Origin of the sequence: Amycolatopsis sp. NPDC051903, assembly GCF_044452505.1 — a bacterium.
Classification (GTDB): Bacteria; Actinomycetota; Actinomycetes; order Mycobacteriales; family Pseudonocardiaceae; genus Amycolatopsis.
This window is the reverse complement of sequence record NZ_JBITBT010000052.1, coordinates 14,198-30,492: the sequence shown is the minus strand read 5'-3', so window position 1 is coordinate 30,492 and position 16,295 is coordinate 14,198. Positions and strand designations below refer to the sequence as shown.

7 protein-coding genes and 1 pseudogene are annotated in these 16,295 nt (G+C 73.2%); 1 reads left to right on the top strand and 7 read right to left on the bottom strand.

All coding sequences use genetic code 11. From position 1 onward, the window contains the following. Positions 1–34: 34 nt before the first annotated feature. From ACIA77_RS47795 to ACIA77_RS47765, 7 genes and pseudogenes are all read right to left on the bottom strand, one after another. On the bottom strand, positions 35–4,759 hold the full coding sequence (locus ACIA77_RS47795; protein ID WP_395892876.1) for a type I polyketide synthase: 4,725 nt from the start codon (positions 4,757–4,759) through the stop codon (positions 35–37). Continuing rightward, a pseudogene (locus tag ACIA77_RS47790) lies at positions 4,744–9,990 on the bottom strand (SDR family NAD(P)-dependent oxidoreductase); the annotation flags it as partial. The pseudogene ACIA77_RS47790 and the gene ACIA77_RS47795, both read right to left, overlap by 16 nt. A 188-nt stretch (positions 9,991–10,178) precedes the next feature. After that, positions 10,179–11,090 carry a nucleotide disphospho-sugar-binding domain-containing protein gene (locus ACIA77_RS47785; RefSeq protein WP_395892856.1) on the bottom strand — a complete coding sequence of 304 codons (912 nt, stop codon included), beginning with the start codon at positions 11,088–11,090 and terminating at the stop codon, positions 10,179–10,181. A 143-nt stretch (positions 11,091–11,233) separates the two neighbouring features. Beyond that, positions 11,234–13,798: an ABC transporter permease gene (locus ACIA77_RS47780; RefSeq protein WP_395892855.1), complete on the bottom strand. Its 2,565-nt coding sequence runs from the start codon at positions 13,796–13,798 to the stop codon at positions 11,234–11,236. Next, positions 13,795–14,550: an ABC transporter ATP-binding protein gene (locus tag ACIA77_RS47775; protein ID WP_395892875.1), complete on the bottom strand. Its 756-nt coding sequence runs from the start codon at positions 14,548–14,550 to the stop codon at positions 13,795–13,797. The genes ACIA77_RS47780 and ACIA77_RS47775 overlap by 4 nt, the downstream gene beginning before the upstream one ends. Positions 14,551–14,564: 14 nt before the next feature. Then, a complete protein-coding gene (locus ACIA77_RS47770; protein WP_395892854.1) occupies positions 14,565–14,798 on the bottom strand; it encodes a hypothetical protein in 234 nt (77 codons plus the stop codon). An 83-nt stretch (positions 14,799–14,881) separates the two neighbouring features. After that, entirely contained in the window at positions 14,882–15,295 is a 414-nt protein-coding gene (locus ACIA77_RS47765) for a hypothetical protein (protein WP_395892853.1), read from the bottom strand. Positions 15,296–15,526: 231 nt separating this feature from the next. Here ACIA77_RS47765 and ACIA77_RS47760 point away from each other — a divergent pair, with 231 nt between their 5' ends. Continuing rightward, positions 15,527–16,273, top strand: a complete 747-nt coding sequence (locus ACIA77_RS47760) for a TetR/AcrR family transcriptional regulator (protein ID WP_395892852.1) — start codon at positions 15,527–15,529, stop codon at positions 16,271–16,273. Positions 16,274–16,295: the final 22 nt, after the last annotated feature.

Below are 16,295 nucleotides of genomic sequence, written 5' to 3'. Positions count from 1 at the left end.
GCCAGATTCCTCTTGTCGCTGCGGTGGGCGGGTGTCAGGCGCCGAGCTCGTTGTCGATGAGGGCGAACAGCTCGTCGGTGGTCGCGGACTCCAAGGCGGCGCCCGCCCCGCCCCCGCTGCCGGCCAGCGTCTTGTGCAGGGTGGTGACCATCGCCTGCAGCCGCGCGACGATGCGCGACCGGTCGATCTCCGCGGCGTCGAGCGAAGCGGCCACGGCCTCCAGGCGGTCGAGCTCCACTTCGAGCGGAACCTCCGCCGTGCCCTCGCACAGCTGCGTCCACAGGTGCTCGGCCAGCGCCTGCGGGTTCACGTGGTCGAACGCGACGGTCGCGGGCAGCTTCAGACCCGTCGTCGCGCCGAGCCGGTTGCGCAGGTCGACGGCGGTCACCGAATCGAAGCCGAGCTCCTTGAACGCGCGGGCGGGCTCGACCGAGCTCCCGCCGTCGTAGCCGGCGACCGCGGCGACTTCGCCGCGCACCAGGTCCAGCAGCGTGCCGCGCTGCTCGGGCGCGGTCAGGCCGGCGAGTTTGCCCGCCAGGTCACCCGTGGTCTCCACCGGCGCTTCGCCGGCGGTGACCTCGGGCAGCGCGCGCAGCAGGGGCCGCGGCCGGGCCAGTTGGTAGACGGGCGCGAACGCGGTCCAGTCGAGGTCGGCGACCACGAGCTGCGTCTCGTCGTGGGCCAGGGCCTGGACCAGCGCTTCGGCGGCGAGCTCCGGCGCCATCTCGGCGAGGCCCATGCGGCGCAGCAGGTCACTCGCCTCGGCGTCGACCATGCCCCCGCCGCCCCAGGATCCCCACGCGACCGCGGTCGCGGTGCGGCCGTTCGCGCGGCGGCGCCGGGCGAGGGCGTCGAGGTACGCGTTGCCGGCGGCGTAGGCGGGCTGGCCGCTCGTGCCCCACACGGCGGCGCCGGAGGACATCAGCACGAACGCGTCGAGTTCGGCGTCGCCGAGCAGCTCGTCCAGCAGCGCGGCGCCGGTGACCTTCGCGGCGAGGGCGGCGGTGAACTCCTCGGGGGTGACGGCGTCGAGCGTGGGTTCCCGCGTGAGCACACCGGCGGCGTGGACGACGACCGTCGGCGGGTGCTCCTCGAGCAGGGCCGCAAGCGATTGCGCGTCCGTGACGTCGCACGCGGCGACCGTCACGCGGGTCCCGGAGAGCTCCTCGACCAGCTCGCGGGCGCCCTCGGCGCCGAGGCCGCGGCGGCTGGTGAGCACGAGGTGTTCGGCGCCCTTCGCGGCGAGCCGGCGAGCGACGTGGGCGCCGACCGCACCGGTGCCGCCGGTGATGAGCACGGTGCCGCGCGGCGTCCACTCGGGAGCATCGCCGGTGAGAGGCGCGTGCACCAGGCGCTTCGCGAAGACGCCGGACGCGCGGATCGCGACCTGGTCTTCGTGGTCCACTCCGGACACGACTGCGGCGAGCTTCGCCGCGTCACCCGGGCCCGTGATGTCGACAAGTCCACCCCACGTCGTGGGCCGGTCGAGCGCGGCGACCGTGCCGAGACCCCACACCATCGCGGCCGCGGGGTCGGTGTCGGTGAACGCGTCGACGGCGACGGCGCCCTGCGTGACGGCCCAGACGGGGGTGTCGAGGTCGCCGAGAGCCTGCAGCAGCTTCAGGGTCGTGAGGACGGGCTGGCCGGCGCCGAGGGCGAGCAGCGACAGCACGCCGTCGAACGGGCGGACGGCCGTGGCCTCGGCGATCAGGGCCGGCAGGTCGTCGGTGTCCTCCACGAGCACGCGCACGACGTCGCCCTGTGCGGCCAGCGCGTCGGCCACGTCGGTGGCGGTGGGCGGGGTGAGCACGAGCCAGGTGCCGGTCAGGCCGGCGGTGACCCCGCCGATCGGCGCCCAGGTCACGCGGTAGCGCCAGGAATCCACAGTGGACAGCTCCGTGCGGCGCTCGTGCCAGGCGGCCAGCGCGGGCACCACGTCGGCGAGCGGCTGCGCGGCGACGCCGAGGCGGGTGGCGAGCGCGTCGACGTCTCCTTCGGCCACCTCGTCCCAGAACTCCTGATCGGCCACGGGCGCGCTCGGCTTGGCCTGTTCGGCCTCGGCTTCGGACCAGAACCGCTTGTGCTGGAACGGGTACGTCGGCAGGTCGACGATCCCCGCCGCAGGCAGCAACGACGGCCAGTCGGCCGCGCCGCCGCGCACCCAGTGCTCGGCGAGCGAGGTCGCGAAGCGGGTCAGGTCGCCTTCGGCGCGGCGCAGCGTGCCGGTGACGGCACCCGCGTGGCCGGTCTCGTCGAGGGTCTCCTGGATGCTCATGGTCAGCACCGGGTGCGGGCTGATCTCGACGAACCGCGTGTACCCGGCCGCCGCGAGCTGCGCGACGACCGGCGCGAACCGCACGGTCCGGCGCAGGTTGGCGAACCAGTACGCGGCGTCCACCGTGGTGTCCCCGACCGCATCGAGGGTCACCGTTGAGGTCATGGCGACCTCGCCGCGGCGGGGGGTGATCGGGCCGAGGTCGGCCAGCAGCCGCTCGGACAGGTGCTCGACGTGCGCCGAGTGCGACGCGTAGTCCACCGGCACGCGCTTGGCGCGGAACCCTTCGGCGAGGAGTTCGTCGCGCAGCTGGTCGAGTGCATCGCCGTCGCCGGAGAGCACGGCGGACGTGGCGCCGTTGTCGGCTGCCACGGAGATGCGGCCGGCCCACGCGTCGAGGCGCTTCTCCAGGTCGGTCGCGGCCAGGCCGGCGGCGAGCATCCCGCCGCCGCGGCCGCCGAGGATCTCGCCGATCGCCTTGCTGCGCAACGCGACCACGCGCGCACCGTCCTCAAGCGACAGTGCTCCGGCGACACTCGCGGCGGCGATCTCGCCCTGTGAGTGCCCGATGACCATGTCGGGCTCGACGCCGTGCGCACGCCACACCGCGGCCAGCGAGACCATCACTGCCCACAGCATCGGCTGGACGACGTCGACCCGGTCCTCGGGCGGCGTGCCCGGTTCGCCGCGGAGCACCCCCAGCACCGACCAGTCGGTGAACTCGCGCAACGCCGCGTCGCACTCGGCCATGCGCTCGGCGAACACCGGCGACTGCTCCAGCAACCGCGTCGCCATGCCCGTCCACTGGGAACCTTGGCCGGGGAAGACGAACACCGTCTTGCCGCGCACGTCGGCGGTGCCGGAGACGACGTCGGGGCGCGACGCGCCGTTCGCGAACGCCTGCAGCGCCTCGCTGGCCTGCGTTTCGTCGTGCGCGAGGACGACGGCGCGCTGGTCCAGGCGGGCGCGGCCGGTCGCCAGCGTGTACGCCGGGCCGGCGAGCCCGCCGTCCAGGTACGGCGCGAGCTGCCCGGCGGCTTCGGCGAGCGCCGCGGCCGTCTTGGCGGACAGCACCAGTGGGTACACAGCCGCCTCGGCGGGTTCGGGAGCTTCGGTTTCCGGCGCCTGTTCGAGGATCACGTGGGCGTTGGTGCCGCTGACGCCGAACGACGACACCGCGGCGCGGCGGGCGCGATCCACCTCCGGCCACTCGCGCGGCTCGGTCAGCAGCTCGACCGCGCCCGCGGTCCAGTCGACGTGCGCCGACGGCGTGCCGACGTGCAAGGTGCGCGGGAGCTTCCCCCGTCGCAGTGCCTGCACCATCTTGATTACCCCGGCGACGCCGGCGGCGGCCTGCGGGTGTCCCATGTTCGACTTGATCGAGCCGAGCAGCAGCGGCTCGCCCGCGCTGCGCTTCCCGTAGGTCGCCATCAGCGACTGAGCCTCGATCGGGTCGCCGAGCGCGGTGCCGGTGCCGTGCGCCTCGACGGCGTCCACATCGGACACCGAAAGCCCGGCATCGGCCAGTGCCGCTTCGATCACGCGGACCTGCGACGGGCCGTTCGGGGCGGAGAACCCGTTGCTCGCGCCGTCCTGGTTGACCGCCGAACCGCGCACGAGCGCGAGGACCCGGTGACCGTTGCGCTGCGCGTCGGACAGCCGCTCCAGCACGAGGACACCCACGCCCTCGGCCCACGACGTGCCGTCGGCGTCGTCGGAGAACGATTTGCTGCGCCCGTCGGCGGCGAGGCCGCGCCGGCTGCAGAAGTCCACGAACAGCTCGGGCGTGCCCATCACCGCGACGCCGCTTGCGAGCGCCAGGGTGCAGTCGCCGCGGCGCAGCGCTTGGGCGGCCAGGTGCAGTGCGACCAGCGACGACGAGCACGCCGTGTCCACCGACACCGACGGTCCTTCGAGGCCGAGCGTGTAGGACACCTGGCCGGAGACCAGGCTGCCGTCGGGGCTGCCGCCGCTGTAGTCGTGGTGCATCACGCCGGCGTAGACGCCGGTCCGGCTGCCTTTGAGCGAGTGCGCGTCGAACCCGGCGCGCTCGAACGCCTCCCAGGAGGCCTCGAGCAGGATGCGCTGCTGCGGATCGGCGCGGCGCGCGTCGCGCGGGCTGATGCCGAAGAAGTCCGCGTCGAAGTCCGGGGCGTCGTAGACGAAACCGCCGTGGCGGGTGTAGGTCTTGCCGGGCCGCTCGGGCGTCGGGTCGTACACGCCTTCGATGTCCCAGCCGCGGTCGGCCGGGAACTCACCGATCGCGTCGCGACCCTCGTCGACCAGGTCCCACAGGTCCTCGGGCGTCCGCACGCCCCCGGGGTAGCGGCAGCTCATGCCGATGATCGCGATGGGCTCGGTGTCCCTCGTCTCCAGCTCGTGCACCCGCCGCCGGGCCTGCTTCAGGTCGGCCGTCGCGCGCTTGAGGTAGTCGCGGAGCTTGTCCTCGTTGCTCATGGTCTGCCTGTTCATCCGATGCCCAATTCGTCGTCCAGCACGGCAAAGAGCTCGTCGTCGGTTGCTTCGCCGAGGTCGGCCGCGGTGGTTTCGCAGTCGGTGTGCGCGTCGGCCCACTTGCGCACGAGCGCGTCGAGCCGGGCGGTGACCTTGGCCGTGGAGCCGTTGAGCGAACCGGCCGCGCCCGTGAGCAGCGCCTCGAGCCGGTCGATCTCGCTCAGCAGCGGGTCGGCCGGGCCCCGGCCCTCGCCCAGCAGGTCGTGCAGCCGGCGCGCGAGCGCGACCGGGGTCGGGTGGTCGAACACGACGGTCGCGGTGAGCTTCAGCCCGGTCAGCGCGCCGAGGTGGTTGCGCAGCTCCACTGACGTCAGGGAGTCGAAGCCCATCTCCTGGAACGCGCGCCCGGGCTCGACCGCGGCGGCGTTCGAGAAGCCGAGGATCGCCGCGACCTGTTCGGTCACTACCTCCAGCAGGTACGGCTCGCGGTCCTCACCGGCGAGCGTCGCCAGCCGGCCCGCGACGGCACCGTCCGAACGCGACGCCCGTTTCGGCGTGGCCGGGCGGACCAGGCCGCGCAGCACCGGCGGGAGGTCTTGCCGCGTGCGCAGCGCGGTGCGGTCGAGGCGCACGGGCGCGAGCACGGCGTCGTCCGCGGTGAGGGCGGCGTCGAGCAGGGCGAGGGCTTCGTCGGTGGCCATCGGCGGCGTGCCGAGCCGGCGCAGGCGGCGCAGGTCGGCCGCGGAGAGTTCGCCCGTCATACCGCCGGCTTCGGCCCACGCGCCCCAGGCCAGTGACGTCGCGGGTTTGCCCTGCGCGCGACGGTGTTCGGCGAGCTGATCGAGGAACGCGTTGGCCGCGGCGTACCCGGCCTGACCCGCGGCGAGCACGGAACTCGCGGCGGAGGAGAACACCACGAACGCGTCGACGTCGCCGGCCAGCTCGTGCAGGTGCCAGGCGCCGTCGACCTTCGGGGCGAAAACACGGTCGAGCTCGTCGCCTGTGAGTGTCTCGACCCGGCCCGCGGCCGGGACGCCGGCGGCGTGCAGGACCGCGGTCAGCGGGGCCTGAGCGGGCACGCCGTCGAGCAGCTTCGCGACGGACGCGGCGTCGGTGACGTCGCAGCTCGCGATAGTGACCTCGGCTCCGAGCCCCGTCAGTTCGTCGCGCAGCTCCACCGCGCCCGGCGCCTCGGCACCGCGACGGCTGGTCAGCAGCAGGCGACGGACACCACGGCGAGCCACGAGGTGCTTCGCGACGACCGCGCCGAGACCACCGGTGCCACCGGTGATCAGGACCGTGCCGTCCGGGTTCCAGCCCAGCTCCCCGGACGGCGGGGCCGCCGTGGCGAGGCGGGGTACCAGCACCTTGCCGTCGCGGACGGCCGCTTCGGGCTCGCCCTTCGCGAGCACGGCGTCGACATCGGCCCGGTCGCCGTCCACGAGCACGAATCGGCCGGGGTTCTCCGCCTCCGCCGCGCGGACCAGGCCCCAGACCGGGGCGATCGCCGGGTCGACGTCCTCGCCGGCCACGGACACCGCGCCACGGGTGACGACCGCGAGCCGCGGGTCACCCTCCTCGGCGAGCAGCTCCTGGATGGCGGTCAGCACCTGGATGGTGGCGACCCGCGCGGCGGCGGGCACGGGACCGTCCGGAGTGGACACCTCGAGCACCTTGGCGGTGCCGGTGTCCCCGGTGCCGGACGCGGGCTCCCACGTCAGGTGGAACAGCGAATCACGGCCCGGCGCGAGCTTGTCCAGCGAGATCGGGCGGGCGGCCAGCGATTCGACGGACGCCACCGGGCCACCGGTGGCGTCGGCGATCTGCAGCGCGATGGTGTCGGTGCCGGTCGGCGACACCCGCACGCGCAGCGCCGAAGCGCCGGCGGCGTGCAGCGTCGTGCCGCTGAAGGCGAACGGCAGCATCGGCTTGGCCTCGCCGTCCTCCGGCGCCGGTCCGAGCAGCTGGGCGTGCATCGCGGCGTCGAGCAACGCCGGGTGCAGGCCGTAGTCACGGGCTTCGGCGCCGTCCGGCAGGGCGACTTCGGCGTACACGTCCTCGCCGGCCCGCCACATCGCGCGCAGGCCCTGGAAGGCCGCGCCGTAGTCATAACCGAGTTCGGCGAGCAGCGCATACGGGTCGGCCAGCTCCACCTCGACGGCGCCCGCGGGCGGCCACTCGGTGAGGTCGAACGACGGCGCCTCGACCTCGGTGCTCACGAACCCGGCGGCGTGGCGGGTCCAGGCGTCGGCACCGTCCGATCGCGAGTGGACGGTGACGCGGCGGCGGCCGCTTTCGTCGCCGGCGTCGACCGTCACTTGCAGCGCCACGCTCGCCCCGTCGGCGAGGGTCAGCGGTGCCTCCAGCGTCAGCTCTTCCAGCCGGGGGCAGCCGGCCTCTTCGGCGGCGCGCTGCGCCAGCTCGACGAACGCCGTGCCGGGCAGCAGGATCGTGCCGAGCACCACGTGGTCGGCCACCCACGGCACGGTCTCCGCCGACAGCCGCCCGGTGAGCACCAGCGCGCCGGTGTCGGGCACGCGGACGACCGCGCTGAGCATCGGGTGCCCGGCGGGCGCCTGTCCGTGGTCGGCGGCGTCGCCGGACACACTCGTGACGGGCAGCCAGTAGCGGGTGCGGCGGAAGGCGTAAGTCGGCACCTCGACCCGGCGGGCGCCGGCGTAGAAGGCGCGCCAGTCCACCGGGACTCCGCGGGCGTGCAGGGTGGCGAGCGCGGTGACGACGGTGCGGGCCTCGTCGCGGTCGGCGCGCTGAGCCGGGACGAACGCGATCTTCGCGTCGTCGAGCGCGGTCCGGCCGGCGGCGGTGAGCACCGCGGCGGGGCCGACCTCGAGGAACGTCGTGACGCCCTCGCCGGCCAGCGTGAGCAGGCCGGCGTGGAACCGGACGGCCGCGCGGACCTGGTCCACCCAGTAGTCCGGTGTGCTCAGGTCGGCGCCGGGCTCGACCGTCGAAACGATCGGGATCTCCGGCTTCGCGTAGTTGAGCTTGCGGGCCACGGCGGCGAACTCGGCCAGCATCGGCTCCATCAGCGGCGAGTGGAACGCGTGCGAGACCTTGAGCCGCGACGTCTTGCGGCCCTCGAAGTGCGCGACCACGGCGGCGACCGCGTCCTCCGTGCCGGACACCACCACGGAGTCCGGCCCGTTGATCGCCGCCAGGCCTACCCCGGCGGTCAGCAGCGGCGTCACCTCGGCCTCGGTGGCCTGCACCGCGACCATCGCGCCACCCGTGGGCAAGGCCTGCATCAGCTTCGCGCGGGCGGCGACCAGCGTGCAGGCGTCGGCCAGTGACAGGACACCCGCGACGTGCGCGGCGGCCAGCTCGCCGATCGAGTGGCCGAGCAAGTAGTCCGGCTCGAGGCCCCACGAGGCCAGCAGCCGGAACAGCGCGACCTCGACCGCGAACAAGGCGGGCTGCGTGCAGCCCGTCCGAGCCAGTGCGTCGCCGTCCTCGAGGATTGTCCGTAGTGGACGGTCCAGGTGCGGGTCGAGCCCGGCGCACACGGCGTCGAGCGCCTCGGCGAAGACCGGGTACGCCGCGGCCAGTGCCGTGCCCATCCCGGCGCGCTGGGCGCCCTGGCCGGTGAAGAGGAACGCCGTCCGCCCGGTGCCCCGCCGATCGCGCACCACACCGGGCGCGTCGGTACCGGCGGCGAGGGCGCCGAGCCCGGCGAGCAGTTCTTCGCGGTCGGTGCCGACAACCACCGCGCGGTCGTCCAGCGCCGAACGGGTCGTCGCGAGGGAGAAACCGATGTCCGCGGGCGAGTCCTCCGGGTGCCCGGCGAGCCGCCGCGCCTGCGCGGCGAGCGCGTCGGCGGAGTCAGCCGACAGCGGCCAAGCCACCACGGGCGGCTCGACCGGCTCGATGGCCTCCTCGTCCGCCGGTCCGGCCTGGTCGACGGTGCTCTGCTCGATGATGACGTGCGCATTGGTGCCGCTGATGCCGAACGAGGACACCGCGCCGCGGCGCGGACGGTCCGCCTCGGGCCAGTCCCGGGCCTCGGTGAGCAGCTCGATGGCGCCGGCCGACCAGTCGACGTGCGGCGACGGCGCGTCCACGTGCAGCGTCTTCGGCAGCACACCGTGGCGGATCGCCTGCACGACCTTGATCACGCCGCCGACCCCCGCCGCCGCCTGCGCGTGGCCGATGTTCGACTTGAGCGAGCCGAGCCACAGCGGCTCGCCGGCGGCACGGTCTCGGCCGTAGGTGGCCAGCAGGGCCTGGGCTTCGATCGGGTCGCCGAGCTTCGTGCCGGTACCGTGCCCCTCGACGAGGTCGACGTCGGCGGTGGTCAAGCCGGCGGACTCCAGCGCCTGCCGGATCACCCGCTGCTGCGCCGGTCCATTGGGGACGGTCAGCCCGCTCGAGGCGCCGTCGGAGTTCACCGCGCTGCCCCGGACGACAGCGAGCACGTGGTGGCCCAGGCGCCGGGCGTCGGACAGGCGCTCGACCACGAGCACGCCGGCACCCTCACCCCAGCCCGTGCCGTCGGCACCGGCGGCGAAGGCCTTGCAGCGGCCGTCGTCGGACAGGCCCCGCTGCTCGCTGAAGTAGACGAAGGTCTCGGGCGTCGCCATCACCGTCACGCCACCGACGAGGGCCAGGGAGCAGTCGCCGCGGCGCAGCGCCTGCCCGGCCCAGTGCAACGCGACGAGCGAGGACGAACACGCGGTGTCCACCGACACCGCGGGGCCCTCCAGCCCCAGCGCGTACGCGACGCGGCCGGAGACCACGCTGCCGGCGGCGGCGTGGCCCGCGTAGTCGTGGTACATCACGCCGGCGAACACGCCGGTGGCGCTGCCGCGCAGGGTCTCGGGCACGATGCCGGCGCGCTCCAGCGCCTCCCACGACGTCTCCAGGAGCAGCCGCTGCTGGGCGTCCATCGCGAGCGCCTCACGCGGTGAGATGCCGAAGAACTCGGGGTCGAACTCCGCGGCGTCGTACAGGAAACCGGCCTCGCGCGTGTTCGTGGTGCCGGGCCGCTCCAGCGACGGGTCGTAGAGCGCGTCGAGCGGCCAGCCGCGGTCCGCCGGGAAGGCGCCGATCGCGTCGGTGCCCGTGGCGACGAGCTCCCACAGGTCCTCGGGCGAGGCGACCCCGCCGGGGTACCGGCAGGCCATGCCGACGATCGCGATCGGCTCGGCGTCGCGCCGCTGCGCCTCCTGCAGGGCGCGCTTGGCCTCACGCAGGTCCGTGGTCGCGCGCTTGAGGTAGTCGAGCAGTTTGCGCTCGTTTTCGGCGCTCACGCCATTACCCCCAGTCCGGCAGATCGCCGGGAAATGGCGGTACGGAAAACGCCGACGGAGCAGAAATCGATACTCACGTAATCGACCACCTAGCCGTGAAAGGGGTGGAAGGTGCTACGCCGGAAACGCTACCGAGGTCTTTTTGGCTGTCCCACCCCTAACGGGGCGGGGCGGCCCCACAATCAGCGGGCCAGCTCGGCCGCCACCTCACGCGGGGCGGGCAGCGCGGCGATCTCGTCCCGCAGAGCGTGCGCGCCGGCACGCAGCGCGCCGCCGGTGATCAGATCGCGGATCAGCCCGGCCGCCGGTGCGGCGTCGACCAGCCCGGCACCGGCTGCCTCGACGCGCCCAATGAGCGTCGAAGCGATGAGGGAAAGCTGCGGCAGCCCGTGGGTCGCCGCGGCCAGAGCCAGCTCCGCGTCGCCGTCGTGGATCACCGCCGCGCACGTGGGCAATAGCGCGGCGGGCGGGGCGGAGTCGACCAACCGGACGTTCGCCGGCACGGTGGTTCCGGCCGGGAAGTCCGCGGAGCCGGCCGCGCACAACACCTCGGCGTCCACGCTCGCAACGGCGTCGAAAACAGGCCCGAACAGCTCGGCGTCGGACAGCGAAAGCAACACCCGAGCGCGCCTTGCCTTGCGGCGCAACCACATCGGCACCTCGACCGGGCCGAAGTACGGCACGTGCCGGACCGGGCGGGCGCCGCCGCCACCGGCCCGCAGCGACGCGGGAACGGTGTCGTAGGTCGTGTCGGCGTCACTCGCGTCCGGCTCGTCCAGCGCGCCGAGCAGACGCACGGCAACGGCGTCGACGGCACGGGCCGCGGCGGTCCCGGCGGGCGCCTGGCCGGCGGAGACCACGACTTGGGGCCGCCACAGCTTCGCGAACTCGGTGAGCGCGGCCGATTCGGCGAGTGAAGCGTCGTCGCGGTCCTCGAGGTCCACCGCGACCGTGCCGGTGCTCAGGATCTCCTCGACGAACGAGGGCTGTCCGGCGATCTTCACGTCGTGGCCGGCGGTGCGCAGCGCCCACGTGAGGGGCACCAGGTTGCGCAGACGGGCGGGCGACGACGGAGCGGCCAGGAGGACGCGCATGGAATTCACTCCAGAAAAGGAAACCGGGCCGCACCCGGTGCGGATAGTCGAATTCGAGACTATCCACGCCGGCGCGGCCCGCGTACCCCTAAAGCCCGCGAGTGGTGATGGCGGTTCTCTCCGCATCACCACCCACAATTGTTTCACTGCCCGGGTAATGTCACCGCTTCGATCGGGCTGCGCCGCATCGCCAGCCGTGCGGACAGCGCGGTGACCGGCCAGACGATCAGGAACACCGCGAGCACCACGCCGAGGAACACCCAGACCGGTCCCGACGGGATGATCTCGCCGGTCGAGATGGCCATCGGCAGCACGGTGAACAGTGAAATGACGATCCCGAGCGCCAGCCCGGTCACCGCGACGATGCCGCCCTCGATGAACAGCATCCGCCGGATCTGCTTGCGGTCGGCGCCCGCCAGCCGCTGCGCGCCGAACTCCCGCCGCCGGGCGAGCACGGCCACCGCCAGGGTGTTGACCGCGGCGATCGCGGCGTACGCGATGGCCAGCACGGCCAGCAGGTAGTTGATCATCGCCTCGACGTCGGCGTTCGCCTGGAAGTTCTGCGTCAGCGCCGTGTCGTCGCCGACGGTCGCCCCCGGCCAGTTCTTCGCGGTGTCGCCCAGCGCGGACACCAGGTCGGCCGGGTCCGTGCCGTTGGCGGCCTTGACCAGCACCTGCGCGGGCAGCCCGCTGGTGGTGTGCGCGGTGAGCAGCGCGGCCGGCAGCACCATGCTGGGGTAGCTCGACGGGCTGTCGAGCAGCGCCACCACGTTCACCTGCGCCTGCGCCCCGTCGCCGAGCCGCATGGTGATCTTGTCGCCGAGCTTGATGTCCAGGTCGTCGGCGACGTCCTCGGGCAGCGCCACCCCGGTGCCGGTGAGGTTCTTCAGCGAACCCGACGTCACCTCCGTGGCGAGCACCGAACCGCCCTGGTCCTCGGCGGCGACGCCGAGCAGGCGCAGCGGATCGCTGCCGTTGCCGTCGTAGGGTTGCTCGATCCAGCCGGAGCTGGTGACCAGCGGCGAGGTCGTACCGACCCCCGGCGTGCTGCGGATCTGCGCGAACAGTGCCGGCGAGACGCCACCGGTGTCGGTGCTGACCACCGCGTCGGCCTGCAGCTGGCCGGCGTAGGACGCCACCTGAGCCTTCTGCGCCGTGGTCTCCGAGTACACGTTGCCGAGCGCGACCGCGCTGGCGAGCGTGATCGGAGTGAGCGCCGCGGCGAAAGCCACTGCCCGCGCCCGGGAGTTGATCACGGCGAGCGTGGCGTCGCGGCCGGCGAACCGGCGGATGACCGGGCCGAACCGGTCGGCCACGTACGTCATGATCTCCGGGCCGAGCAGGGCCACCGCGATGGCGCCGGTCAGCACGGCCGGCCCACCGATCGCCGAGGCGGTGTCGGCAGGCATGAACACCGTCGTGGCGGCGAGCAGCAGCGTCGCGGCTCCGAACACCAGCGCGCCCATCCGGCGCAACGGGTTCACCTTCGCGCTCGGGATCGCGGCCTCGGCCAGCGCCTGGATCGGCCGCGCCCGCGCCGCCGCCAGCGCCGCGAACCAGGCCGCGCCGTAGGTGATGGCGAGCGTGGCGATGATGCCGGCGCCGAACGCGATGATGTCCTGCCGGAACGCCAGCTCGTCCGGCACGATGCCGATCGACACGCTGGCCGAGAAGATCTGGTTGCCGATCAGGCTGCCGAGGAACGCGCCGCACACCGCGGCGGCCGCACCGACGGCCATGGTCTCGGCGAGCACCATCCGGTGCACCTGTTTCGGCGTGGCGCCGGTGGCCCGCAGCAACGCGAGCTCCTGCTGCCGCTGCCGCACGGTCAGGCTGATCGTCGCGGAGACGACCAGCGCCATGACGACCAGCACCATGCCACCGAACACCGCGGCGAGCAGGATCAGCGGCAGCCGGCTGGCGTCGACGCCGAGGAACTCGGCCGAGCCGCGGTCGTCGCCGGTCAGCACGCTCACGCCCGGCACCTGGTCCGCGATGCGCCCGGCCAGCTCACCGGCGTCCACGCCGTCGGCCGGGAACACGCCGACCAGCCCGACGCTGCCCGGGTGCGTGGAGAAGCGCTGAACGTCGCCGGCCGAGAAGAAGAAAACCGGCGCCTGCACGGACCGCGCCGGTTCGGCGACCCCGGCGACGGTGAAGTCCTGCTTCTGCCCGTTCACGGCCAGCTCGACGTTCGCGCCGGCCTTGACCCCGGCGGCACTCGCTGTGGCCGAGTCGAGCACGACCTGGCCCGCCGTCCGGGGCTGCCCGCCCTCGCGCAGCGTGTATCCACCGAGCGCGGCGGAGTCCCAGCCGTGTCCGGAAAAAACGGCCGAGCCGCTCTCCTGCGGCGCGCCCTCCTTCAGCAGCACAGCGGCGAACGACACGTCCGGCACCGCCCGCCGCACGCCCTGGACGGCGGCGATCTTCGCCACCTGGTCCTCGGGCAGCCCGGCACGCTCGGCGTACGGGACCACCTCCGACTCTTCGTCGGGCAGCTTGAACCCCGACGACCCGGCGACCACGACCGGCGCCGACGCGAGCCGCTGCGGCTTCGCCTGCAGCACGATGGCAGTCTCGAACAGCCCGGCGCACGCGATCAGCAACCCGCAGCCGATCAGGATCGCGATGAAGGACGCGAGCGATGCCGCCAGGCGGAACCGCAGGCTGGCCAGCGCCAAGTTGAGCACCACCCGCCGCGAACTCACCGCTGCCTCCGCGCCTTGGCCTGCGCACCCAGCTGCGCCAGCATCGAGGCGACGGCCTCCACGCCCGGGGCGGCCAGCTGGGTGACGATCTGGCCGTCCACCAAGAACAGCACGTTGTCCGCGAAGGACGCCGCCACCGGGTCGTGCGTGACCATCACGATGGTCTGACCCGCGCGCACCAGTTCGCGCATCAGGTTCAGGACTTCGAGCGCGGTGTTCGTGTCGAGCGCGCCGGTCGGTTCGTCAGCGAACACCACCGCGGGCCGGGCCGCGAGCGCGCGGGCGATCGCGACGCGCTGCTGCTGGCCGCCGGAAAGCTCACCGGGGCGGTGCTTCACGCGTTGCGACAGACCGACGCGCGCGATCACCTGGTTCACCCACGCCTGGTCCGGCTCGCGGCCGGCCAGCAGCGTCGGCAGGGTGACGTTCTGCTCGACGTTCAGCGCGGGCATCAGGTTGAACGACTGGAAGACGAACGCGACGTGCCGGCGGCGCAGCACCGTCAGCTGGGTCTCGCTCTTGCCCTTCAGGTCGGTGCCGACCAGCCTGACGCTGCCGGAGGTCGGCTTGTCCAGGCCCGCCGCGCAATGCAGCAGCGTACTTTTGCCGGACCCCGACGGGCCCATCACCGCGGTGAAGGTGCCTGCCGGAAAGCTGACGGAGACCCCGGCGAGCGCTTCCACCGCACTGTCACCGGAGCCGTAAGTCTTGTGCACCGAGTCCAGCTCGACCGGGGACTCGACGGAGACCATGGTGGACACGTCGTTCACTCCGCACCTTCCCGGGTGCGCCGCGCCGGGTCGAGGAACCACCAAAGCAGCAGCACAACCCCGCCGATGCCGATCGTCCACAGCCAGAACGGCGCCTTGAAGGTCATGGTGATCAGGCACATGAGCAGCCAGATCACGAACTGGGCGCCGCCGACGACCGCCCACACGATCGTGACGATCCAGCGGGCAAGGCCACTCGAGGACCGGGCTTCGTCAACACTCTCCGGCATGAGGTCCCCCATATCGGTTGGCAAGGTAACTGTGCATGCCTTACACAGTTTAACAGTGGCCGGCGAGCCTGGCCACCCCGGCCCTATCCGCCCGTCCGGGACACCGAGCGCAGGCGGCGGTCCCATTCGCGGGCGGCCCACACGCCGGCCGCCATCAGCCCGCCACCGAACAGCACCCAGAGCAGCCACGGGTCCCACTCGCCGCTGATCACGCCGATCATCAGCCAGATGACGATGTGGACGACGCTGATGAGCAGCCACAGCGCAGCCGCGATCCTCGGCGCCGCGTCGAGCGCCGGGGGGATCACGCCGTCGGCCCGGCCGGCGACCGCGACGCGCAGCGCGGCGCGCGTGGTCGCGGTCTGGACCAGAGCCAACCGCCGGGCCGTCTCGGCGACGTCGTACTCACCTTCCGAGCGGGCGTGCTCGATCTCGGTGGCCGCCAGCTTCCGGTCCAGCTCCGTGACCCGACCCGCAAACCGGTTGGTCGCGCTCACGCGCACTCGCCTCCCACTCGTCGCACCTTGCGCGCGATCGCGCCTGCGGAACGCTGCTCCTGTCGGTGACTCACGGTTCCGAGAAAGGCGGCCCGTGGCGGCGACAGCGAGCCTTCGGCCAGGGTGCGCTCTCGGGCCGGCGTGGATGCCGCCACGACCATTTCCCTAGCTTCTCAGCTTGATTAGTATAGGGCTTGCACAGTTTACTTGAAGGATACTGCGGAGCGAAAGATGACGACCGAGCCCGATCCTGTCGACGTCCCACACCTGCCTCCCGGGCTGGCGCCCGCCTGGGTCACCGCGCCGCGCACCCGCCGCGGTCCCAAGCCTTCGCACAGCGTGGCGCAGATCGTCGCCGCCGCCGTCGAACTCGCCGACGCCGACGGGCTGACGGCCGCGTCGCTGCCCAACATCGCCGCGTCGCTCGGGCTGACCACCAACGCGCTGTACCGCTACCTCGGCTCGAAGGGCGAACTGCTGGTCCTCCTGGCGGACGCCGGTTTCGGGCCGCCCCCGGAGTCGCTGAGCGACCCCGGATGGCGGGCCACCGCGCGGGCCTGGACCCATGCCGCGCTGGACCGCTACCGCGCCCACCCTTGGCTGCTGGACGTCCCGGCCCGCGGCGATGCTGTCACCCCGAACCTCCTGCGCTGGACGGAAATGTTGCTGGCGGCGCTGTCCGCCGCCGGTCTGTCCGATGCGGACGCTCTCGGCTGCGCGAGGCTGGTGGCGGACTTCGCCCGCGGCACGGCCGAACGCCTCCGCGCCCACACCGACCCGGACTCCGCCAGCTTCCCCGCGCACGCCGATGGCGTTCGCGCGTTCCTCGGGCCCTTGCTCGCCGACCGCGGTTACCCCCGCCTGGCCGCCCTCGCGACCCGGCGAGAGTACCCGGCGGGCGCGGACGTCGACTTCGGCCTGGACCGCGTCCTGGACGGCATCGCCGCGCTCCTCGAAGAGTCTCAAACCGAACGTTGACCGCCTGCGCAGTGGTTTCGGC